Origin of the sequence: uncultured Acinetobacter sp., assembly GCF_947626835.1 — a bacterium.
In the GTDB taxonomy this organism is placed as follows: Bacteria; Pseudomonadota; Gammaproteobacteria; order Pseudomonadales; family Moraxellaceae; genus Acinetobacter.
Window position 1 is genome coordinate 43,414 of record NZ_CANQTS010000005.1, and the last position, 24,217, is coordinate 67,630.

Genomic DNA, 24,217 nt, shown 5'->3' on the forward strand with positions numbered 1-24,217 from the left:
GGTGTTTAAACACAGTATTTTTTTGCGCATTTACGCAGGGCTTTTGATCTTGATGGTGTTGGTGGCCTGTTCAGGTTACATCCTCACCCAAATGATCAACTATCAGCGTGCGCAAGAATATCGTGAGTCGCTCACCGATGGTATGGCCTATATCATGAGTGAGGGCATTGCACGGCAACCGAATCGGCAACAAAAAGAAGATTGGATTTCAGACGCCTCTAATTTATTGGGCATTCCGATTTTTTATGTAGGTGCCGATCAAGTTGCCTTGTCGCGTGCCGAAATGCGCCGCATTGAGCAGCAAAAAGCCGTGGTGCGCTACGAAGCGGAAAATGGCATTGCCTATGTAGTGATGGGCATTAAAAATGACCCACAGCATTATCTATATGCACAGATTGAAGAAATCACTGAACAGCAAATGAAATTTTTGCCAGTGTTTATTCAAGACTATTTGGCGTATTACTCAGGGCAAGAGGCCAAATACCTAGCCAATATTCAACAGCATTTTTCTCATCCTGTGAGTGTGCAAAGTATCCGCGATTTAGATCTAGATTCTGAGCAACTCAGTCGTTTGCGTTTAGGCAACGGGATTATCTTGTACCGCGACAATCCTTCAATTCGTGGTACCACCATTTCGATTATCAGTCCACTTGAGCGTGATCCTAGCCAAGCGATTGTGATAGGGCCTGTACCTTTATTTAACTGGATGCCATTTGAGTTAGCAGCCGGCATTACCTTACTAAGCTTATTTATCTTAAGTTTAGGGGTATATGGCTTAATGATTCCAATGCAAGCCAAGCTGCGTGAAGTGAATCGTGCCTTAGATCAGATGCAAGGCGGTGATTTATCGGTGCGTTTACCGGTAGATGGTACCGATGAACTTGCCAATTTGGCCAGCAGTTACAACAACATGGCTGAACATATCCAGCGTTTAATTGAAGCACAGCGTGAGTTAATGCGTGCGGTATCGCATGAATTACGTACCCCTGTAGCACGTATTCGTTTTGCTTTAGAGATGTTGGTGGATGAAGACGACTACGACTATCGTGTGCAACAAATGGACATGATTGATAAAGATATTGAAGCACTCAATACCCTAATTGATGAAATCATGACTTATGCCAAGCTTGAACAAGGCATGCCGTCTTTAGATTTTGAGCAAGTGTCTTTATTTGAAGTGCTTGACCAAGTGTTAATTGAAACTGAAGCTTTAAAAACCGGCAAAGTATTAGAACTGATTGCTCCGCCGATTGGTCTAGAGGTAGAAAGCGAACGACGTTATTTACATCGCGTGATTCAAAATTTAGTCGGCAATGCAGTGCGTTATGCAGAAAATAAAGTCATCTTAAGTGGTGGTTTAAATGCACAGGGCATGGCCTATATTTGTGTTGAAGATGATGGACCGGGTATTCCTGTTGAGGAGCGTGAACGTGTCTTTGAAGCCTTTGCCCGTTTAGATGACAGTCGTACCCGTGCATCAGGTGGCTATGGTTTAGGTTTATCCATCGTCAGCCGTATTGCTTATTGGTTTGGTGGTGAGATTGGGGTTGATGAAAGTCCACGTTTGGGTGGGGCACGTTTTACCATGACTTGGCCACTTGAGCGACCAACTAAAAAGAAATAAAAAAAAGCCCGCAACTTGCGGGCTTTTTGTTAAGGCTAAATTATTTAGTGGCTTGTTTATAGACACGATCAGCTTCATCAAAACGATCAGTGACCTCACGATCAGGTGCTTTACCCAATAAACTCACCACAATGATGGCAATAGTGGAACAGATAAAGCCCGGAATGATTTCATAAACCCCTGTATCACCCCAGATATTTTTCCATACAATGACCATTAACGCACCGACCAGCATACCGGCCAAAGCACCGTTTAAGGTCATACGACGCCAGAATAAGGATAAAATAATTAAAGGACCAAATGCTGCGCCAAAACCTGCCCATGCATAAGCGACCAAACCCAACACTTTAGATTCAGGGTTGCCCGCCATCCAAATGGCAAGTAAGGCAATCAGTAACACCATAATACGACCTACCCACACCAATTCATTTTGGCTGGCATTTTTGCGTAATAATGATTTGTAAAAATCTTCAGTTAAGGTACTTGAACACACCAAAAGTTGACAACTTAAAGTACTCATTACAGCTGCTAAGATTGCTGCCAAGACAATACCTGCCACCCATGGATTAAACAAAATTTTGGTCAGTTCCATAAATACGGTTTCAGGATTGGCATTGACCACACTGGCCATAGCAGGGTTGGCTTCAAAGTAGGCAATCCCAAAGAAGCCAGCAGCGACTGCACCACCTAGACATAAGATCATCCATGTCATACCAATACGACGTGCATTGGGAATGGATTTAACAGAGTCGGCTGCCATAAAGCGTACTAAAATATGCGGTTGACCAAAGTAACCTAAACCCCATGCCAATAACGATAAAATCGCCACCACACCTAAATCACCGACCAAATTGGTGGCTTGGGGGCGTGCCGCTTCAAGTGCCAAGGTCACTTGTGACATGTCCGAGAAGGTCATGAGTGTCACAACAGGCGTTAAAATTAACGCAAAGATCATTAAGCCAGCTTGAAAGGTATCTGTCCAAGACACCGCCAAGAATCCACCAATAAACACATAACTGATGGTGGCAATGGCACTGATCCAAAGCGCGGTGCTATAAGACATGTCAAACATGCTTTCAAACAAACGCGCGCCTGCCACCATGCCAGATGCACAGTAAATGGCAAAGAAAATTAAGATCACACATGCCGATACAATACGTAAGATTTTCTTTTGATCGTTAAAACGATTCGAAAAATAATCTGGTAAGGTCAGGGCATTATGCTGCACTTCGGTGTGCACACGTAAACGCCCGGCAACGAGCAACCAGTTGAGCCATGCACCAATAATCAGACCAATCGCGATCCACATTTCAGACAGACCGGACAAATAAATGGCACCGGGTAAGCCCATCAGTAACCAACCACTCATGTCTGAAGCGCCCGCCGAAAGTGCAGTCACAAAACTACCTAAACGACGACCACCTAAAATATAGTCAGAGAAGTTGGCGGTGGCACGATAAGCCATTAGGCCAATCGCCACCATGGCGACAATATAAAATAAAAACGTAATCAGGGTGGGATTCAGGGAGAGCATACATCATCCATATTCAAATTGGACAGTTAAGCAAAGCCATGACTGAATCTGCCACGGCTGTGCGATATTCCTGACCACAAATTTTAAGTTGTTGAAAAAACAAAGGCGAAATTTAAGCATACTTTTTTATCAACTGCTGAGTTTTTAATACATGCCACCGCAGTTGAATTTTTTATAAATCGTATGTTATTGATTAAAATAAAATTTAACGATTTTGTCCCATCACGCCGCGAATGGTGCTGAGGATGTCAGCAGGTAATACCACAGTTTTGGCATTGTTGGATTTGGCTATATCTTGCATGGCTTTGACATATTGCTCACCCAATAAATAGGCCACAGGAATTTCTTTGTCACCTACAGCCGACGACACCATTTCAATGGCTTTTTGTGAGGCTTGGGCCAACACCACTTGCGCTTCTGCATCACGGCGTGATGCTTCTAAACGACCGTCTGCTTCTAAAATTGCCGCTTGTTTTTCACCATCAGCTTTGGTGACTGTGGCACGACGTTGACGTTCTGCCGCAGCTTGTTCTTCCATGGCGGTTTGCATGGTGTGCGATGGTTTAATATCCTGAATTTCGACCGTTTTTATTTGACACACGACACCAAAAAAATAGAATTAACTTTCTATATGTATGAAAATAAAGGTATTTATTGGTTTTTAAAAATTCTATATAGAATTCTATATTTTTTTAGATTTTTAAGTAGAATTTCTATATTTCCTTAAGGTGAAAAATATACAGTAAATGATTAAATTAAACCTATTAAAAGTATGAAAAAGCCAACATTCTACTGTTGGCTTTTTAAATTGTAGAAATCAACAAACAACATTAGTGAGCAGCAAGCATCGAGCCTGATTGAACAACATGAATTTTTGTTCCTAACAAAGACTCTAAGAATAATTCAGGTGCAAGCCTTTCATATACGAATAAAAATTCTTCTGTAAGAGCTAAATAATTTTCATACTGTCCAGTTACTACACTTCGCCATATACTCGGTCTATACCTAACTAAAATAGAGAGAGAATACAAGATTACAGTAGCAATGCATCTATAATCATTGATTGATGAGAATATTGGTAATATGTAGCTTGTTGATGTAAAAGGGCTTTTATGAAGTTTGATAATTTCATACCAATATTTATGATCAGGATGATTTAGCAAAGCTCTGAAATGCAAATAAGGTTCATTTGTTTCTATATACTCAATCTGTTCGAGGGGCAGATCTAAATTTTCAATATCTTCTAAAGTTTTACTGCAAGATTTATCGGTAATTTTTAGATATGTTGCGCCACGATCTTTAAATTTTAGCCCATTAGCTTCCATATCGTAGTTAAACAGCAACCAATTTTCTTGATTCTCTGTAAGCATACCCAACAAGTCTTCTAGTTCAGGTACGCGAGAAAATAGTTCTATGAGATTAGTAACATAAGGGTTGGTTATATCAATATCTTCTGCTCTTCTAGGTTTTTTTGAAGGAAATTCTGATACATCGTATTCTAAAAATTCTACCCATTTTTTAAAAAAGCCATTTGATAATACTCCAACTACAAATCCCTCAAAAGCATTATCGGTAAGCGAGTCAAAAGTATATAGACCATGACCAAATTTGGTCATGTCTTCAACTTCTTGTAATGATGTTGGGCCATTTGGAGAAGCTAACATCTCAGCAGATGCAAATGCGATAGCTCCATAATATAGACTTATAATTCGTTGATTAGTTTTTTGAGTAATTGCATTTTCAAAATAATCACAGCCATTTTGGACGCAGAAAGCTAAGCCTGATGCCTTAGAAATAATATCATCCTGCGATAAATTTATACCTAGCTGTTGGCTACGTTGAATAACTAATTTTTCGGCCAAACCTTTTGTTTTAAATTGGCGTATCCGAGTCCAAATTTGGTTAATAGGGTTCTCGGATTGAATGTGGTTATTAAACTCTTTAAATAAAGTTTTAGGTCTTTGAGGATTAGGGGAAGAAATTTTACCGTTTGAAGCAGATTTATTCCATTCTAATACATAATCCTGAATATCTTTAGATTCTATAACCTTTGTAGAAATGCCGTATGCAAATGATTCAATATGGTAAAAACTACCGTTAATGATTATTAGATCAACATCACTATCTAATCTTTTATAAACTGAATTATTTGTAGCAGAACAATATAAAAAGCCTATTTTATAAGTGGCATTATTCTTCTTGAGTTGGATTAATAGGTATTCTCCGTCTTCTATAGCATCGGTGATTACACACTGCCAGTTATGTTTTTCAAAAGGCTCAATAATTTTCCTTTTTGCATCGTTAGTTAAGATATTTAATCTTTGCTGTTTACCTGTATCCATTATTACTTCCACGCCCTTATATTACTTACATTTTAATCAAAATAAATTGATAACTAATTGTTAAATTTAACTATGTACTTATTTAATGCTTCTTTAGTTTCTTTCAATTGCTGCTGCAACAAATGATTGTGATAGATCAGGGAGTTATTCTCACTTAACTTAATTTCATATAGTTCCTGTAATTCAGCGAGTTCTTCTTTTAACTCTTGAATTTGCTCTTTTTCAGCTTTTTTTTGCGCTTTTTTATTAGCATTAATATCTTTCTCAGTAGCTTTACCAGTACGAATTTGCTCTGCTTCTTTAATCTTGATAAGAAGACTAGCTAATTCAGGACGTTGTTTATTTACAGAACCTCTTTTAAGTCCTGCTTCCAAAGCTACTGCATCATTATTGATTTTATAAGGTGGCTGTACTATTAAAGTTTTACCATCTATCAGTCTTTGCAATGCTGCTTCAAGTTTTTCTACTGCTTTAGACATTTTTGACAGCCTCAATCAATGTAATTCGTTTCTCTAGAACCTTATTTATAGATGCAATTTCTACCTTTAATTGGTCATGGAAATAGTTTCCTGACTCATATTGAGATAATTGTCTTTCCATAGTGCTTTTTACAATTTCAAGTTTCTTAACTGAGGATTGGTCAAACACAGCATTTTCACACGTTACACAGGCTGTGGTATAAGCAAAGCCTAGGCGATCACAGTTTGTTTCAAGAGTGCAGCCACCAAGAGGGGTTTGTTTATAATGTATTTGACCTGCTCTAACTAATTTTTCAGTATTCTTTCGATCAGAATTAAAAATTTTTCTTAGACCTTCTTTCTGAGTTTCTAAACCTATACCCCTAGCACCAAATAGCATTTCATCCTGCTCAATGATATTTAAAAACAGTTCAGTGGTATGTTCGATTCTTTCAGTATGAAACTCTCTAATGAGGTCAGACTCAAAGAGGAAATTCTTGCTATCAACAGCATTGTTTCCATAGTGCAGAGTCATGTCATAACTAATGTGTTGAAGCTGTTTTTTTAAAGTTGGTATTTTCACTAAACCACTTCTAATGGAATAGACAGTAAGCGATCTTCTGAATTGATGTGTTTTAAATCGCCACGGTTTTCCAATTTCTATGTCTTCATAGCTCTCCCAATCTTCTAAAGGATTGAAAACATATAATTCATTCAAATCTTCTTTGGTGAAATTTATGGGATTTAAAAGGCGTTCAACCCAATTATTCATTCCTTGATAAACTTCGGTTACTGGTATGCCATATCTAGGTTGTGGTGTGCCTGTATTTCCAAATGAAGGAAATAAAGGATAATCCTCTAACTCCAACACTTTTAGGTTTTTATGCTTTCCGTAGCTACCTGAAAAGAACTTTTTAAGTGAATAGAACTCTCTATGAATCTCACAAATAACCTTTAAACATTCAATAGCCTTAGAGATTTTGTCACTTGTAATCCATGTAGTACATCTAAGACCTGAAACGGTTTTCTTGGAAGTAAAACCATTTAAAAGATAGATTTTCTCACCATTATAGGTGGTTGTTGAGTAAGCATTAATTGGAAGGTTCTGCAATTCATTGATACGCATACCACTAAAGCACATAATCACCATCGCTGCTATAGATTGAAAGCTTGTGAATAATGAATAAGACGATACTTGATTTTCTATTCCAACAGCTTCATGGAGTGCATCTAATTTATAGTGTGATATTAGCTCTCTATAATCTTCGACATTAAATTTTTCCGAATAAAGCTCCAAGCCAAATTGGCTAATTTGATTAATTTGAGAATGGTAGTGGTCAATATAATCTAAACTTTTAGTAATAAAATCAGCGTAGATATTTGTAGGGATCAGAGTTGTTTGCTTGGCATCTGACTCCATATTCTTAACGAATTTTTCTAATTTTTTTATTTCCTTTTCAGTAATACCAAAGTTATCAAAACCATATTTAAGTTTGGTATTATTGATAGCGGTGAACTCTTTAACATATTTTGAAGCTGTTGATTTTTTTAGATTACAAAGATATTTCAAAATATCATTCATTGCTTCTTTACATAATCTCAAATTATTGAAATTACAGTTATGTTTAAGGCAGATATTGGCTAATTTTTTTAAACGTTGCCCTTGTTTAATCAACACGTTAATTAATCGTGCGGAACTATTCTGCTGAACATCCATTATGACAGAATAAAGCACCAGTTTGATCTGTTCGATTAAGATTTTAGCATTCTCTGAGTCATTATCTAGTTGGAATATAACTCTTGAAGAAGATTGCTTTTTATAAGCGTAACAAAGCAAATCCCACTCAGCATCTTTATATCTAGACAGAGGATTTCCTTCACCATCAAATGAAATGATAAAGTCAGGTTGAGGTAATGAATCAAAATTACAGTCATTTACCTCTGTTAAAAGGTGATTATTAAATTGCTGTTCAATCATTATTAATCCATTAATTCAGTTATCAAGTCTATTTGTTGTTGCCAGTATTCAGCATAGTTTCCATTTTCAATATCTCTTTCCACTGCTTTAATAATTTCAGCAGTTTCAGGATAAGCAGCCACCGCTTGTTCCAAAATTTCATCAATTCTGTGCCTGATATACAGAACTTCATCTTCTTTATTTCTATTGATAGATAAGAAAGTCATTTCTTTAAGAGAAAGTAATTTCTTAATATCTATAGCATCTGTGTGTAAAACATATTTGTCACAGAAAAGGCATGATGCAGGATTACTACAATTTGGCTGACTAATGTTCTGAAATCCAGCATCCAACTGAGGTTGTTGGGCACTACTACATTGGCCTATAGGAGTGGTAACATTTTCTTCAATTTGGCCAATTTGAATTTTTACAGGAACAGGCTTCTCACTAACTCTATTTCTTTGGAATGAAGCTTTATAAACAGCATTAAAATACTCGTTCATTTGACCATAGAATTGTTCAGGAGTAGCTTCTGAGTAGGCTTTTTCAGTTGTCTTAGGGGTATTACCTGCTTTTTCAGCAATTACCACAGAACTGCCTGATTTCTGATGGTAATAGTTAGTGATACTTGCCCTTGCTATAGATGCAGGTATGTAATCAATACTAGGAAATTTTGATTTAAGCCAATTCTTATATGCACCTGAATAATGTTCAAGTTTATAAGGTGCAACTAATCTAGTAATTTGATCTTCAGATTTTCTTTCTACCTCATTAATTGAAAATAAAAGCGTTTTTTCTTCAAATAAAGGATCAAGAGGAAGGTTGTTAAGAACCCATTCCCGAAATTCTATGAACTCCTTAGCGATCTTCTTAAAAGAAGCTGTGAAACTCACAGGAACTAATTTTTTGTTTGCTCTATTCTTAATTAAATATGTGCGTATTGTTTTATTGGTCGCTATTAGGTTGTCAAAGCTATCGATCAGCAATTGAGTAACTAAAGATGGATTTATCGCACTATCGCAGAATATACACGCTACAAAAGCATTTACCGCTTTATTGATTAGCCTGATCCTAAATAGGTTAAAAGGTTTATTTCGCTCTTCATAAGTCGCCTTGTATTTCTCATAAATTAGTATAAGCCTTTCATCTTTTAGGTTTTTTTTGATTGCCACATATCGAGCTTTAGCTTTTTCGTAATCTAGAAACTCACCGTTCTCACCAATGAAAATATCATAATATTCACTGGTTCTATTGGTATGTGACTCAATACAATGAACACCAAGTTTCTTGCTTTCAATTATTAATGGGAAAACTTTATCACCCATTAAAAAGGTCTTAATGTTTCTAAAAATTAAAAGGTTAACGTTGGAATATGCTTTAAGTTCATTTTGACCTACTGGTTTTCTATGATTGTTTTGTTGCAATGGAGCTTGCCAAGCAACTTTTTTGACATTGAGAGGTTCAAGATCAATATTAAAACCAATGAAATTAGCAAGAAGGGCTTGTTTCATATAAAAAGTATTGCCTACAGTTTCATCTTTTAACGCCTTTTGAAACTCAAGGTATAAATATTCTGAGTATTTTTTATATGCATTAAGTTGCGAGTTTTTATCAGACCAATCTTGTTCTATTCCTAATGAATCTAATTCTTGTAATATCCGAACTAATAAGTGAATATCGCCTTTTATTGTTGAATAGGAATCCCCAATCACAATATTACGAGCTATATAGCGTCTAATTGTGTTAAGGGTGGTGCTATCTCTTAATGTACCCCTTACAGGTGATACGATATGTCTAATGCGATTAGGAGCTTTTTTAGTCGCAGCTACCCAATCCTTGAAACATATCTTAGCCAAGTCGATTTTTGAAGTTTGATTCACAATATTAAGTGTGAGGATCATGTTTTGAAGAGGTACATTTTCTGATTTCAGGAATTCTTCTGGAGTCACATATACCAAATCACGTTCCTGATGGAACGATACAATATTATTCAACTTAAATTCCCCCCTCATTGCTGAGGTCTATATCTTCATACAACATATTTTCAAATGCTTGATTGGTATCTAGGCTTAGTTCTTCATACCCTGCGTACTGCATGTATAAGTGAGTAGTTTCAACATCTTTATGACCCATGCGCTGCTTGAGATAGAGCATTGCTTGGTCAGGCGCACAATTATGTTTAAGCAAGTTACGAAGCATATTTAGGCCAAATGTCGCTCTAAAGTCATGGAATGAGAAATGTCTAATTTCTTCATTATTGATCTTCATTTCATTTTGAAGTTTTCTCAGCAGCTCACGTACAGCACCACCTGTTTGCAGAGAATATTTCTTGTCCAAAGACTCATCATTTTTTCTTAGAACTTTCTCTGCTCTAGATGTATAGAAAGGATTTCCATATCTACTTAAAAAGACATAATTTGAAGCCGATACCCCATAAAAACTCAGTTCAGCTCTTGCCATCCATTCCTCTGAATGAACGTAATTCCATAAGTTTTCAACAACACGCACAGGTATTCGTAATGTGTATTTAGCCCCATCTTTGGTGTCAATTGTTCCACCAACGCTTATGGAGTAGGTATTGTCGTTTGAATTGATCTTACTGTTTCTTTTAAGGTCTAAGATATGTTGTTTTTTAAGCGTACATACTGTTTGAAGTCTAGCACCAGTATGAAGAGCGAAAGAACACATTAAGTACAGTTCAATTGGAGCTTTCTTTAGATATTTATCAAGAATTTTTTGTTCAGCAACAGTCAAAGGGTGAAGACGACCACCATCAACAATTTCGTCAGAAGTAACAGTTCTACTTTTTACTTTAATTGCTAAATTTGTTGTTTCAACTTCTCTAGTCTGCCGATCACCAAATTGGCTCTTTTGGGTAATGCGTGTAAGTAAGGTTTTATAAGCACGACCTTTTATTTGATCGCTGAATAGCTTGTATTCGATGCAGAATTTATAAAGTTTAATAACATTTCTCATTGACTCACTGGCATAAGTGTCTGAGTAAGTACCACTATCTATTTGATCATTCAAATATTTAAAGTACAAAAATGTAGGACGTTTTTCTTCTTCAAATGGAAAAACTTCAAAATCTAAAGAATTTTCTTCTAAAAAACGCAAGTAGTTTAAAAGATGGTATGCACGACTAATGATAGTTGTTGGGTCTTTGGTTTCGGTAATTAGTAGTTCTTGAAAATAGATTGATGCTATCTGCCATGTTTCTCCATTGCTTTTAAGAAGTGTTGGGAATTTCTCAGCTTTGAAATTATCGACAATATAGAAGGATGCTGTTTCAGGGTTATAACGTTGAGGTCGGAAATCTTTAATGAACTTAATGTCTGCTTTTGATATTTGAAAACTGGACTGCATTACACAAATGCCCCATTTAACTGTCTAAGTCTATTATATATTTCAATCCTTAAAAATTCTATATTTTATTTTATATTTTTGGTGTTATGTGGTTTTTTATATTATTGGTGTTGTGTGAAGGTAATGCCCCAATCAGAAATATCATCGGAAATGGCGGCTTTCAGTTTGGCTTTAATATGATCACGCGAAGACAGGGCATCATCGAGGTCCATTTCACCAACAATGGAACGCAGTGACGTTTGCACCATGTTTTGAATCGCCCATGAATAGTTTTCAATCCCATACACGGCTTTTTCAGGTGTGGTTAAATTAATATATGCCACGGCATTCATCAGCAATACCGCGTTATCACGGGTAATCACTTCTTGGGATGGAATATCTAACACAATATCTTTGGTGGTGACTTTATACGCCACTTCATCTACATAAGGAATGACAAAGTTTAAGCCTGGTTGCAAGGTGGTGTGGTATTTACCTAGGCGCTGAACAATCCATTTATAACCTTGCGGTACAATACGTACCCCTTTAAAAATGGTAATGGCGACAAAAGCCAATAAAATAAAAACAATAATGGTGCTAATCGGCATGTTATTTAATCTCGTTGTGGTGTGTTATGGGGTTCAACCAACAGGTCGTTGCCTAAAATATCGATGACGCGAACCCGCTCACCGACTGTAACTGGATGTATGCTGCGGCATTGCCATTCATCGGCACCTAATACAGGCACAGAAAAACGCACTTTGATGTGCTCGTGGCTTAAATGCGTTTCGATCACCATGCCCACTTGACCAATGGTGGCTTCGCGCGATAAGCCGGCTTTGGTTTTGTCAATGGACAAAGGTTTGATCCATCTAAACCATGCAAAAGTGGCGCTGACTGAAAAGATCATCCATAAAATCACTTGTAAGCTTGGGCTTAAACTGGGCACTAACCAATAAATCAAGCTGACCAAAATGGCCGCCACACCAAACCAAAGGGCGGCAAAAGAGGGCAAAATCAGTTCGGCTAAAATGAGTAAAATACCCAAGGCAAACCAATGCCAAGGCTCAAGGATTAACATGTGTATCTCCTACATTGGAGGAAGGTTTGACTGTAGCATAGGCATACATTTGCTCAAAATTTAACGTGTATTTAAAACAAAAAAAGCTCCACGAGGAGCTTTGATTGCAGGGTAATACCTTAGTGCTTTTGTAAGGGTTTCGCCAAGCGTCGAGGATGCTTGGCAGAAATTTTACCTTCATATAAGGCTAAAATTTTTTCTAAATCAGCCTCATAATCACCAGTTGGGCAAAATGTACCTAAGCAATAAATGGTTTTATGGGCATAGTCCATGGCAAACATCACAATTGGCACTTGAGCGCCTAGGGCAATATGATAAAAGCCGCGTTTAAAGTCTGTGGCATTATGTCTGGTACCTTCTGGGGTCATACCCACCCAAATTTGCTCGCGTTTTTGAATTTCTGCAATGATTTGCTGGGTTAAACCTTGTGCGGCATGGCGTTGGACAGGAATAACATCCAGCCAATTGAGCAAGGGCTTCAGTGGGGTATTAAAGAGGCTTGCTTTGGCAAAGATCTGAATTTTTAAATCCATCGCCACCACAAAATTAAAGCCATACCAACCATCAAGGTTAGAGGTATGTGGCAGAACAATGGCAACTGCTTTGGCAAGGTTGGGAAATTCTCCTTTAAACTGCCAGCCTTGGGCTAAATACAATTGCTTAAAAAACTTTTGACTGAAATTGCCAGCACGTCTTGGCACTAAATCAGGCAAAACAGGCAATCTGGACATGCAAAATCCTTGCTTGATTTACAACCTTTATATTTTAGGCTTTTCAGCTAAAAAATATAGCGGCAAAATGTGCCTTTGCATCTGATGCCTAGTTTTTAAGCGTATGCCATCTATTTATGTGTTGTTGTTTTCATTGTATTGGGCACAAGGTTTGCCGGTGGGGTTTATGACGCATGCTTTACCGGTGATTTTACGGCACGAAGGGCTGTCGCTTGCACACATTGGTGGCTTTGGACTATTGATGCTGCCATGGTCAATCAAAGTACTGTGGGCGCCTGTGATGGATCGCGTGGGGCAGTACCGACAGTGGATTATAGGCTTACAACTGTTGATGTGTGTCAGCCTGATGATTTTGGCTTATATTCCTATTGATCAGTTGCAACACCGCCATGTGTTAATGATATTTTTTGTGGTGTTGTTTGTGATGAATATGGCCGCTGCCAGTCAAGATATTGCCACCGATGGCTTGGCGGTGCGTAGCCTAAATCATCAGCAACAACATTGGGGCAATAGCGTACAAGTGATTGGCTCACGGCTTGGTTTTATTGTGGGTGGTGGTACACTGCTATGGCTAATTGATGTATGGCAGTGGCACAGTGTCATTTTAGGCTTAGCGCTATTGGTTGCGCTCAACACCCTGCCAATCCTGTTTCAGCAACAGTCTTCTTTACATGCCAGTCAGCCAAAAAGCCGATCACGTTTTGATGTCAAAGCCTATTTGTGTGATCTAAAAATTCGCCCTGAACTATGGGCGTGGATTGGGGTGTTGCTCAGTTTTAAACTGGTCGATGGGCTAAGCGGTGCCATCATTAAAGCCTTGTTGGTGGATGTAGGGCTAAGCCTACAACAGATTGGTTTATATATTAGTGGGCTTGGGGCCGTGGCCGCTTTGCTTGGTGCGGCTTTAGGTGGGTTGTTACTTAAATATTACTCGCGTCCTAGAGCGTTGTGTATTTTATCATGGCTAAAATTAAGCACCTTGTTGGGCTATGTAGGGCTGGCCTATGCACTTGAGCAACAATACCGCATGGCGCCGTGGTTGATTTATAGCTTACATGCCCTAGAAGATTTACTGGCCAGTATGTTATTGGTGGTGATGCTTAGCTTGATTATGCATTACAGTCGCCCAGCATGGGCAGCTACAGATTTACCCTACAAGTGTCGATCATGGCGACGCTAAGCGGTGTGTTGTATGTGCTCAGCGGCATTGTGGCAGATGCATTGGGTTATATAGATTATTTTATGCTCTTACTTGGTTTGGGAGTGCTTAGTCTTTATCCAATTTATCGCTGGAAGAAATATTATAGCGCTTAAAAATTAATCTAAAGCATTAGAATATAGATAAAAATTAAAAATTAATCCTTTTTGTTGTTTGTCACTTAACTGTAATATTTGCGCTTCTTTGATGTTTAGGAATCTTCGCATGAAAGCGAAATTGGCTGCAATCTTGGCACTTTCAAGTCTTAGCGCGACCGGTATCGCAGCACCGACCTTTTATGGTGAAATTGATTTAAGTATCGACTATTTAAAAGAAGACAACGCCAATGGTCGTGATCGTGATGTCACAGAATTAAGCTCAAATAATTCATTTTTAGGTTTAAAAGGTGATGCCAAGCTTAATCCACGTTTAAGCGCCTTATACCAAGCCGAATTTACCCTGTATGGTGATGATGGTCAAAGTGGCAGCAACGATACGTTTGTACCGCGTAACATTTTTTTGGGTTTAAAAGATCAGCACTTAGGGGCGATTAAACTCGGTAAGATTGACACGCCACTCAAACAGCTTTCAAGCCAAGTCGATAGCTTTAATAACTATGTTGAAAACAATGCTGATATTCACGGCATCATGGCCGGTGAAACCCGTATTGATAACAGCTTAGTCTATGAAGCACCAAGTATAAAACTTGCCAATGGTCAATTAGAGGCCAAAATACAATTGGCTACTGGTGAGGGTGAAGAGCGTATTCAAGCCAGTAAAGGCGGTTACGCAGTTGCCGGTCGTGGCTTAGGGGATTCTTGGTCATCTTCGTTGCTCTATAGCCAACCAACATGGCTTGCAGGCTTAGCCTATGACCAATCCATGCCAACCCGTTTTTTAAGCCGTGGCTTTTTAAATGCACAAGATCGCGCAGTCACGGCTGATCGTAATGTGATTGCTGCCGCAGATAACTTACGTGCCATTGCACGTGTTAATTTGGACAATGGCGTATCGTTACGTGCTTTATATCAAGTGTCTGAAATTGCCGATCACAATTCAGGTGAAAAAGCTAATCAAGATGCGTTGGTCAAAAATATTGATCAAGCCCAAGCATGGTTGTTGGGTGCTGAATACAAACTACCCCAAGCCCAAGCATGGACAGTTAAAGCACAATATAGTCAAAATGTCGTGAGTTTTCATGATGCAACAGCAGATTATCAAGTACAGCAAATCTTAACAGGTGCTGATTATGCATTTTCTAAGCAAGTCAAAGCCTATGCACATGCAGGTTATTTAACCATTGAACAAGCCAGCCAAGAAGATAAACAGCTGGTATTGGGTACGGGTTTAGAATACAAATTCTAAAAGGGTTGAGATAAAGGCATCATCAGATGCCTTTATTATTTTTGGCTTAAGTATTACAAGAAACAGTCTAAAGCTTAAGTGAAGGCCATGTTAAATTCAGGCTTATTTAGGGCAGATGATGTATGGTGATTCAAGCGGTTTTATTTGATTTAGACAATACCTTAACCCATCGGGATTTAAGCATAGAGGCGTATAGTCGCTATTTACACCAAGCTTATGCTCACTCTTTGGCACATGATCAAGTGACTGCCATAACAGCCATTATTAAACACATTGATCAAGGCGGTTACCCTCAAAAACAATTATTGACCCACCCCAGTATTGCCGCGTCGGTGGCTTATGCATTACAACAACAATTGGTATGGACGCATACACCACATGTAGATGAGCTCACCCAATTTTGGTTTAAATACTTTGGCAGCTGTGCTGTGCCTATGTTGGGTGCGCAAGCCTTACTTGAACAGCTCAAGCAACAAAGCTTTAAACTTGGTGTGATTTCCAATGGTGAGCATCAAAGTCGGCTCAATATTTTACAAGGTTTGGGTTTTTTAGATTATTTTGATGTAGTACATAGCTCAGAACTTGTTGGGATTGCCAAACCCAATGCTGAGATTTTTTTACATACAGCACAGGCTTTAGACCTTGCGGCACATGAGTGTGTATTTATAGGTGATCATCCTGTGAACGATATACATGGCGCACAACAAGCAGGGATGCGCGCCGTGTGGTTGCAAGGTTTTCACGCCTAGATCCAGCCATTCAAGGTGGCCAAAATCGAATATTTGGCTGAACTTTGGCACCATCTTGAGCCTTAATGTAAAATTTTCTCCAAGAAATGTTGGGCACGTTCACTACGTTGGGTATTAAAAAATTCCTCTTTAGAGCAATCTTCAATGATTTTGCCTTGATCCATAAAAATAATGCGATGCGCCACTTGACGAGCAAAGCCCATTTCATGGGTCACACACATCATGGTCATACCATCTTTAGCAAGTTCCACCATAACATCTAACACTTCATTAATCATTTCAGGGTCAAGCGCAGAGGTAGGTTCATCAAACAACATGGCAATCGGGTCCATGCATAGGGCCCGGGCAATCGCCACACGTTGTTGTTGACCGCCTGAGAGCTCTGCTGGATATTTTTTGGCATGTTGGCTTAAACCCACACGATCTAAATATGCTAAGCCTTTTTTAAGTGCTTCATCTTGACTGCGACCTAAGACTTTGACTTGGGCAATTGTCAGATTTTCCTGAATGCTTAAATGTGGAAATAATTCAAAGTGTTGAAACACCATACCCACGCGACTACGCAATTGGTTTAAATTGGTTTTGGGGTCTTTTAAAGCTAAACCATTCACTACAATGTCGCCTTGTTGGAAAGGCTCTAAACCATTGACGGTTTTAATTAGGGTTGATTTTCCTGAACCTGAAGGACCGCATACCACCACCACTTCACCTTGGCGAATTTGGGTGTTGCAGTCGGTTAAAACTTGAAAGTCGCCATACCATTTACTGATGTTTTGAATATCAATCATTAAGGGTTGTGTCATACGCGTAACCTTTGTTGCAGTTTTTTCACCAAGAATGTTGCAAGTAGACTGAAACTAAAGTACACCAAACCGGCAAATAAAATATATTGTGTTAGTAGTGCCATAAGGTCACCACGGACATAGGTGGTTCTAAAGAAATCTAGTAGTCCAATGGCATAGACCATGGTGGAATCTTGAAATAAAATAATACTTTGTTGTAATAATAAGGGCGTCATTTTACGAAATGCTTGCGGCAAAATAATAAAACGCATCGATTGACTATAGCTCATGCCAAGCGCTGCCGCTGCTGCACTTTGTCCTTTGGGAATAGATTGAATTCCTGCACGTACAATCTCGGCAAAATAAGCAGCTTCAAATAGCATAAATGCCACAATACTGGACACCAAAGCAGTGTCTATACTTAAGTATTTGCCCGTGATGCCGGTATAGATAAACGGTACGGCAAAATAAAACCACATTAAAACCAAAAGCAGTGGAATAGAGCGAAATAAATTGATGTAGCTTTGTGCAAACAGATTAAAGATTTTAATAGACGATAAACGCATTAAAGCCAACAGCGTACCAATTAAAATACCGCCCACTGTGGCAAACACCAACACTTTTAAAGTGATACTAAAACCATGCCATAACGCAGGATAGGAAGATTGTAAGTCGCTGAAAAAAACAGTGAGCCATTCCATTATTTAGACCCTCCTGTCATGAGTCCTGGAATACGTAAACGTTTTTCCAGTAAATTCATGCCTTGAATCAAGCAGACATTAATGACAATAAACACAAGGGTAACGTAGGTATAAATCTCAATGGTATTTTGGGTGTACTCACTGATGGTTTTCATTTGTGAGATGATTTCTGCCACACCCACCAACGAGGCGATGGATGTATTTTTAACGCAGTTGGTTAGCTCTGAGCTTAACGGCGGCAAAATCATCCGAAACGATTGCGGCAAAATAATGTAACGGTATAACTGAAAAGTCGAAAAACCCATGGCATAACCGGCATTGATTTGACCGCGTGGTATGGCCTCAATTCCGGTACGGACTTGTTCACACACCCTTGCTGCGGTAAATAAACCTAAACCCACACTGGCTGAAATCAGTGCTGTGGTATTGGCACCTAAATCATTGATCCACCAATTTTGAAGGGCAGTGGGCAAAAAGTTTGGCACCACATAAAACCAAATAAACAACTGAATCAGTAATGGCACATTGCGAAATAAAGTCACATAGCCTGTGCCAATCGCGCGTGCCGTTTGGCTTGGCAGTGTGCGCATAATGCCAAGTACACTACCTAAGACTAAAGCAATGCTCCATGCCACCACGGCAATTACAAACAGCCAACCTAAACCGGTGATTAACCAATCTAAATAGGTGGTGTCAGCTACACCGGTGGCTTGCCATAATACGCCCCAATTCCAACTATAATTCATAGGCTCTCCTTATGCTTAAAGCCAATTTTTGGCTTTAAGCAGGATCAATCTTATTGATCACGGTCGTGTGGGTTGGCAATTAAGGCTTTGAGGGCATCCGACATTGGGAAATTTAAGTTAATATTTTTGGGTGCAATCGGTTGCTCAAACCATTTTTTATACATGTCATTGATTTGACCTGAAGCATAAGTGGCTTTAATGGCATCATCTACCACTTTTTTAAAGCCGACATCGCCTTTACGCACCATACAACCATAGATTTCTTGAATAGGCGCCGTGCCGACAATCACCCATTGATTTGGATCTTTGGCTTTGGATTTTTCACCTGCCAATAAAATGTCATCCATCATAAAAGCTGCGGCACGACCATTTTGTAGCATTAAGAATGATTCGGCATGGTCTTTGGCAGAAATCACTTCACTAATACCTAACTCTTTTTCATGCTGACGGATATAACGCTCTGAAGTGGTGCCTGCGGTGGTGACTAACTTTTTACCTTTTAAATCGGCAAAATCTTGAATGCCTGAGTCGGTTTTAGTCAGTAAACGTGAACCCACTTGGAAGAAACCAACTGAAAAATCTACTTGTTGTTGGCGTTCTTTATTGTTGGTGGTGGAGCCACATTCTAAATCTACCGTGCCATTAGACACCAAAGGAATACGGTTTTGACTGGTGACTAAATTATAACGAATTTTTAAATTTGGTTGATTCAACTCTTTTTTCAAGGCTTCAACCACTTGCAGTTGTAGGTCATGGGCAAAACCCACCGGTTGATTTGGATTGTCGGCAATATAAGAAAATGGAATGGATGAATCACGATAACCCAACACCACCGTACCTGATTGCTTAATTTTATCTAAAGTGCCTGATATGGTAGCAGTCTGGGTGTCGGTTTTTGTAGTTTGATCATTGCTACACGCCGTGACAGCAAGTACTGCAGCCAAGCAGCATAATTTTTTTAACATTCTTATTCCTCTATTTTTTGTTTATGGGGTATTTATTGCAGCAAAAAGATAAAAACTGCCTAAAAATGCAGCTTTTTTCATCTTAAGCGAGATCAGATTGCAAGCTCAAGCACTATTTTGTGGCGATTTTAAGCTTAAGCAAAAACAGTATGTCTAATGAATGAACAACTGAAGCAAGGGTTATGCCAAGCAAACTGATGATGTTTATACTCAGGCAATATTTAGCAATCAAAGCTTGTTTAGGTGACGCGTATGGGATTGATGGCTTCACTCCAGATAGTGCAACCACAGCGTAGGCATGGGCTATGGAGTGCGCTTAAAGCGCTGACAAAACCACAATGGGTACAGGCATATTGTACATTGGCATGAACTTTATGAAGCGGTTGGATGGCTTTGGGAAATAGAGCTAAGCCATAGCGTACCTCATGATCAGGATAAAATAACAGGCTTAACTTGCCGTCACTTTCTAACAATGCCACGCGCACTTGGCCTAAATGTTCAACGCCTTGCTGACGCATTTCGGCAAAGAACTCATCATGCGACATTTTGCCACGCCGAATTTGATCTAATACCAACATGCCATCTTCAACAATATATAAAGCTTTGCCCTCAATTAAATCTTCAAACGGCTGATACTTCATCATTAAAAATGTGGTCAGGCGATACATCACAATCACCACACTCATCACCAATAATGCTTGTAAGATTGGAATATCTGCATCAAACATCGGATCGCCTGAGATTGAACCCAAAGCCAATAAAATTGCCACTTCAAAAATGGACAGCTGGCGTACACCCCGTTTACCGGTTAAACGTAAAAATACAATAATCAATAAATACATCAGCATACAGCGCAGCACGATTTCTAAGCCAAAGCTGAAGGTGGTGTCGTGAATAAACAGCTGTTGCAGATCCATGTTTTAATCTCATACTTTATTGTTTTATGGACTGTAGCAATTTAGCCGATCTGTCATATAAGCATTTTTGTGAAATTTATGTGTAAGCAAAGCCGTATATTTTAGGATGGTTTCATCAAAGGTGAAGGGGCATAATGATGTGACTTTTTTTGTTTAGATCAATCATGTCTTTTGCACTCAAAACCACGCCACAAACTATTTTGGACGTTGCCCCACAGCATAAAAAGCTCAATGTACTGATTGATCAGATTGAACAGCAAAAGCGTTTGTTGTTGGCGTGGCAACAGGCACAAGACGAAATTCGTGCCTATAGCCAAAAGGCGCTCATGCCTGCTTATCGTGAGCTATACAGCACCTTGTATGCACAAATGCAGACCTTATGGAATAGCCTAAATTTGTATGGTTTGAGCAAAACAGATACAGTCACGATTGAAGATAAGATTCAAGCTTTGACACGTTTATTACAAGGCTCACAGCTGTTGACTCAACAGCAGATGAATGAAGTGCAAAAGATGCATGCTTACTATATGCAAGCCAATGAATATACCAAGAAAAAAAACAAGCAGAAAAATAGAGATTCTTTTCCTGAAGTTGAAAGTTTAGTGATTGAGGATGAGTTGGATGATTGGAACAGCGACCCATACAAGCAAGAACGTGAGCAAGCCAAGTTAAAACGAGCGCAGGATAAACAAGCCAAGGCTGCAATGTTAGTCAATCAATCTTTAAAAACCTTGTATTTAAAAATAGCTTCGATCATTCACCCCGACCGTGAGCCTGATGAAGCCAAAAAAGTAGAGAAAACCGAGCTGTTACAACGTGCCAACGAAGCTTATGAACAAGAAGATTTGTTCTTTTTACTCAAAATGCAACTAGAAGTAGAACAAAGTAAAACAGGTACAAATAAAGGTTTAAGTACCGAACAAGTCAAATTTTATGAGCAAGCCTTACAAGCACAAATTCAAGCCTTAAAACAACAAATTCAAGAACTCATTGATTCATTGGTATGGTCAGATAAAGCCAAAATTGCGGTAAGTAAGTCAAAAGGGCAACTCAATATTGCGAATTTGTATAAACAGATTGATGCGGATGTGTCGGCGGTAAAGCAACAGTTAAAAGCAGAAAAGCAAAGATTGATGTATATGGGGAAAGAGATTGGGTTGGAGATGTTGTTAGAGCATCAGGTGCTATAAGTTTTGATTTTCTCCCTCTCCCTTTGGGAGAGGGTATTTGTAGATTTACTTCTCTAGCTTCACCTCTCCCTAGCCCTCTCCTGAGAGGAGAGGGGATTTAATTGTGTATCCTATAATGACAATAAATTTAAGAGGGAAAATAAAAATGAAAATAGATCCTCAACTATTAGAATTCGCCAAATCCATGCGCCACACCGCCACCGATGCTGAAAACCTCATGTGGCAAATACTCCGTGCCAAGCGATTTATGAATCTTAAATTTCGTCGTCAGCATGTGATTAAACCTTATATTGTGGATTTTTACTGTCATGAAATTGGTTTAGTGGTTGAACTTGATGGTTCACAACATGCTTTACCTGAGCATCAAATTTATGATGCAAAACGAACAGAGTTTTTGGATGCTTTAGGTTTAACCGTTGTGCGCTATTGGAATCATGATGTGTTGAGTCGGATGGATGTAGTGTTAGAGGATTTGTGGATGAAATGCACTGCATTAAAAGACACCTCTGCCTAACCCTCACTTGCGCTCTGTTTGTGATTTACTATTGGATTAGCCTCTTTAGAGGTTGTTGTTTGATTAGCTTCAAATTTTTTATTGGCGATTCCAAAAGGAATATGTACGGAAGCAATACTTTGAGCAGTTTTTTCTACATGAGTGACTTGATCATCAAAGAAAATATGCAGTTTTAAGACTTCTAAAACCTTTCTTTTTTCAATACCACCTAAGAAAAAAGCTTCGTTTATAGTGTCAATTCCCCATGCACGTAAAGAGTGAATCACGCGTTTATGTGCAGGTGCGTTTCTTGCAGTGACAATTGATATTCTTAAACGATTTTTATAACTAGGTTGTCTAGTTTTATATTCAGTTTCTGCTTTTTGTAAAATTGAAAGCTGTTTAAACAGCTTATGCAATGGGCCAATGTTCGCAGGTTCACTAGCAAGATTTTTTTCATTTTCTATAAAAGCATTTAGGCCATTTTTTTTATAGATTTGCTCTGAGGAATCATCTGCAATCACACCATCAAAATCAAAAGCAACGCGTAATTCATCCTCATGTACAAGTTTTGCCGAGTAGCCTTTGACAATTAAGCCTGCTGGGTAGCCTGCTGTAATTGCCTGATTAACGTCTGTTTCATTAGCTGAGAGAAATAGGCTAATGTTTAAAGCATTAATATATTCATGCGGGTTGCCACCTTGTAAGAATATGGCGCGTTTAATATTTAGTTGATGATGTTCAATTGAGTTCATCACACGTAAACCTGTGCTCGGGTCATTTCTAGAGAGTAAAATGACTTCAACAAACGGTTCCTGTTCAAAAATATTATTTAAGCTCAGAAGTCTTTGAATAAATGGAAATGCCACGCCAATATCTAGTGGTACATTTTCGTGTTCCTGTTGGTATAGACGATAGGCTTCTTCACCTTGAGTTCTAAAAATATGATCGGATTCTGAAAGGTCAAATAAGGCACTAGATGCTAAGCCGATGACTAGTTTTTGGTCTAAATTATAATTACTCATTTATTCCCCAAATTATTAGGTTCATATTGGGTGATAGCATCTTTACCATCAATATTGATATTAAGATAGACCTCATTAGATTGAGTTTTTGGCTCAGATACTTCTGACTTATTATCAGTTTTATTGTTTAGTAAAGGATTATTACTAATCTCAAAAGGTAAGCTTTGGCCAATAATCTCATTTTTATGATTTCTTTCTTTATCATTGCTTACATAAAGAGCACCTGTTTTACCTTTATCTTGTGATAAATAAATTTCTTGTTTCGCAGCTTCTTTATGATTTGGAAAACCGTGAAAAACTCCTTTTTCTGTTAGCCATTGTAAGCCATGGCTAAATCCTCCTAAGCTTGATAAACCTAGTATGCTCCAAATCAACAGAAAGAATTTACCGACTTGAATGGGGATTTTACTAACTGACGGTTTTTTGATTACTGTATTAGCTGTGCTTAATCTTTCTAATATATGAAGTTTCTTATCGTATTCTTGGAGCTGATCTTGTTCATCCAATTTCGGCGCAATATTTTGTAGACGTTGATAAACCTGATACTTCACTCTACTAATGTTTTTGGTAAATAAGGGATGGAAAATATTATTTTGAGTATTTTCTTTTTCCTCATAATGCTTTTGTAGTTTTAGTTCTGCTAGTACTACTTCACTTTCCCAATATTCTTGCCAAAATTTTGCTCCAGCTGCCACCTTATATTGAAAATAGCTCGTGCCAATACCCACAAGGCATAGACAGAGCTGTACGAAGGGAACTGTGTTACTAGAGTATATTAGGCAAGCAAAAAGTACACCTTGGAAAATCATGAAAAAGTTATTGCGTTGAAGCAATTGTCCTATCTCAAAATTTCTAGTTTTTACTGAAATTTCATAAATTTTCTTTAGTCTTTTCTCTTTATCATCGGGTGTATTATTTTGGCTTTGAGTCGAATCGACTTTAGGTTCGGAGCTAGAAGACATCTTAAAATAATAAAGGGCTGAATAATCAGCCCTTTATACTACAAAGTAGATT

19 protein-coding genes and 4 pseudogenes are annotated in these 24,217 nt (G+C 38.4%); 6 read left to right on the plus strand and 17 right to left on the minus strand.

The window, feature by feature from the left end; translation table 11 throughout:
• The first annotated feature begins 1 nt into the window (after position 1).
• Positions 2-1,624 (plus strand): ATP-binding protein, encoded by a 1,623-nt coding sequence (locus Q0Z55_RS04195; protein ID WP_297424562.1) that lies wholly within the window; start codon positions 2-4, stop codon positions 1,622-1,624.
• Positions 1,625-1,664: 40 nt separating this feature from the next.
• On the opposite strand, the gene putP is transcribed toward Q0Z55_RS04195, so the two are convergent.
• From putP to Q0Z55_RS04245, 10 genes and pseudogenes are all read right to left on the minus strand, one after another.
• A complete protein-coding gene (gene putP / locus Q0Z55_RS04200) occupies positions 1,665-3,158 on the minus strand; it encodes a sodium/proline symporter PutP (protein WP_297424564.1) in 1,494 nt (497 codons plus the stop codon).
• A 205-nt stretch (positions 3,159-3,363) separates the two neighbouring features.
• Positions 3,364-3,768 (minus strand): annotated as a pseudogene (locus tag Q0Z55_RS04205) (SPFH domain-containing protein); the annotation flags it as partial.
• 220 nt (positions 3,769-3,988) lie between these two features.
• A complete protein-coding gene (locus Q0Z55_RS04210) occupies positions 3,989-5,500 on the minus strand; it encodes a hypothetical protein (protein WP_297424566.1) in 1,512 nt (503 codons plus the stop codon).
• A 53-nt stretch (positions 5,501-5,553) separates the two neighbouring features.
• Positions 5,554-5,979 (minus strand): hypothetical protein, encoded by a 426-nt coding sequence (locus tag Q0Z55_RS04215; protein ID WP_297424568.1) that lies wholly within the window; start codon positions 5,977-5,979, stop codon positions 5,554-5,556.
• Positions 5,972-7,936 (minus strand): hypothetical protein, encoded by a 1,965-nt coding sequence (locus Q0Z55_RS04220; protein ID WP_297424570.1) that lies wholly within the window; start codon positions 7,934-7,936, stop codon positions 5,972-5,974. Before Q0Z55_RS04220 ends, Q0Z55_RS04215 begins: the two co-directional genes overlap by 8 nt.
• A 2-nt stretch (positions 7,937-7,938) precedes the next feature.
• A complete protein-coding gene (locus Q0Z55_RS04225) occupies positions 7,939-9,909 on the minus strand; it encodes a hypothetical protein (RefSeq protein ID WP_297424573.1) in 1,971 nt (656 codons plus the stop codon).
• A gap of 1 nt (position 9,910) precedes the next feature.
• Positions 9,911-11,281, minus strand: a complete 1,371-nt coding sequence (locus tag Q0Z55_RS04230; RefSeq protein WP_297424576.1) for a site-specific integrase — start codon at positions 11,279-11,281, stop codon at positions 9,911-9,913.
• Between the two features lie 119 nt (positions 11,282-11,400).
• Positions 11,401-11,868 (minus strand): annotated as a pseudogene (locus Q0Z55_RS04235) (paraslipin); the annotation flags it as partial.
• A 5-nt stretch (positions 11,869-11,873) separates the two neighbouring features.
• Positions 11,874-12,341: an NfeD family protein gene (locus tag Q0Z55_RS04240; RefSeq protein ID WP_297424579.1), complete on the minus strand. Its 468-nt coding sequence runs from the start codon at positions 12,339-12,341 to the stop codon at positions 11,874-11,876.
• Positions 12,342-12,460: 119 nt separating this feature from the next.
• On the minus strand, positions 12,461-13,072 hold the full coding sequence (locus tag Q0Z55_RS04245) for a 1-acyl-sn-glycerol-3-phosphate acyltransferase (RefSeq protein ID WP_297424582.1): 612 nt from the start codon (positions 13,070-13,072) through the stop codon (positions 12,461-12,463).
• 103 nt (positions 13,073-13,175) lie between these two features.
• Here Q0Z55_RS04245 and Q0Z55_RS04250 point away from each other — a divergent pair.
• The 3 genes and pseudogenes from Q0Z55_RS04250 to Q0Z55_RS04260 all read left to right on the plus strand — a co-directional run bounded on the left by Q0Z55_RS04250 (position 13,176) and on the right by Q0Z55_RS04260 (position 16,450).
• Positions 13,176-14,386 (plus strand): annotated as a pseudogene (locus Q0Z55_RS04250) (MFS transporter).
• 109 nt (positions 14,387-14,495) lie between these two features.
• Positions 14,496-15,635 (plus strand): porin, encoded by a 1,140-nt coding sequence (locus tag Q0Z55_RS04255; RefSeq protein WP_297424585.1) that lies wholly within the window; start codon positions 14,496-14,498, stop codon positions 15,633-15,635.
• 122 nt (positions 15,636-15,757) lie between these two features.
• Positions 15,758-16,450: pseudogene (locus Q0Z55_RS04260) on the plus strand (HAD family hydrolase).
• Here Q0Z55_RS04260 and Q0Z55_RS04265 read toward each other — a convergent pair.
• The 5 genes from Q0Z55_RS04265 to Q0Z55_RS04285 form a co-directional block, all read right to left on the minus strand.
• A complete protein-coding gene (locus Q0Z55_RS04265; RefSeq protein WP_297424718.1) occupies positions 16,447-17,172 on the minus strand; it encodes an amino acid ABC transporter ATP-binding protein in 726 nt (241 codons plus the stop codon). The pseudogene Q0Z55_RS04260 and the gene Q0Z55_RS04265 sit on opposite strands and share 4 nt — an antisense overlap.
• Before the next feature lie 11 nt (positions 17,173-17,183).
• On the minus strand, positions 17,184-17,867 hold the full coding sequence (locus Q0Z55_RS04270; RefSeq protein ID WP_297424587.1) for an ABC transporter permease subunit: 684 nt from the start codon (positions 17,865-17,867) through the stop codon (positions 17,184-17,186).
• A complete protein-coding gene (locus tag Q0Z55_RS04275; RefSeq protein WP_297424591.1) occupies positions 17,867-18,613 on the minus strand; it encodes an amino acid ABC transporter permease in 747 nt (248 codons plus the stop codon). Before Q0Z55_RS04275 ends, Q0Z55_RS04270 begins: the two co-directional genes overlap by 1 nt.
• 50 nt (positions 18,614-18,663) lie before the next feature.
• Positions 18,664-19,578, minus strand: coding sequence for a transporter substrate-binding domain-containing protein (locus tag Q0Z55_RS04280; RefSeq protein ID WP_297424594.1), 915 nt, complete (start codon positions 19,576-19,578; stop codon positions 18,664-18,666).
• Between the two features lie 239 nt (positions 19,579-19,817).
• A complete protein-coding gene (locus tag Q0Z55_RS04285) occupies positions 19,818-20,495 on the minus strand; it encodes a YetF domain-containing protein (RefSeq protein WP_297424596.1) in 678 nt (225 codons plus the stop codon).
• 164 nt (positions 20,496-20,659) lie between these two features.
• Here Q0Z55_RS04285 and Q0Z55_RS04290 point away from each other — a divergent pair, with 164 nt between their 5' ends.
• Both Q0Z55_RS04290 and Q0Z55_RS04295 read left to right on the plus strand, forming a co-directional pair.
• Positions 20,660-21,685: a molecular chaperone DnaJ gene (locus Q0Z55_RS04290; protein WP_297424599.1), complete on the plus strand. Its 1,026-nt coding sequence runs from the start codon at positions 20,660-20,662 to the stop codon at positions 21,683-21,685.
• 145 nt (positions 21,686-21,830) lie between these two features.
• The gene (locus Q0Z55_RS04295; protein WP_297424602.1) at positions 21,831-22,199 is read left to right on the plus strand and encodes an endonuclease domain-containing protein; all 369 of its coding nucleotides are present in this window, start codon (positions 21,831-21,833) and stop codon (positions 22,197-22,199) included.
• On the opposite strand, the gene Q0Z55_RS04300 is transcribed toward Q0Z55_RS04295, so the two are convergent.
• The gene (locus tag Q0Z55_RS04300) at positions 22,196-23,203 is read right to left on the minus strand and encodes a 5'-nucleotidase (RefSeq protein ID WP_297424605.1); all 1,008 of its coding nucleotides are present in this window, start codon (positions 23,201-23,203) and stop codon (positions 22,196-22,198) included. The two genes, Q0Z55_RS04295 and Q0Z55_RS04300, sit on opposite strands and share 4 nt — an antisense overlap.
• A complete protein-coding gene (locus tag Q0Z55_RS04305; RefSeq protein ID WP_297424608.1) occupies positions 23,200-24,165 on the minus strand; it encodes a hypothetical protein in 966 nt (321 codons plus the stop codon). The genes Q0Z55_RS04300 and Q0Z55_RS04305 overlap by 4 nt, the downstream gene beginning before the upstream one ends.
• Positions 24,166-24,217 lie beyond the last annotated feature (52 nt).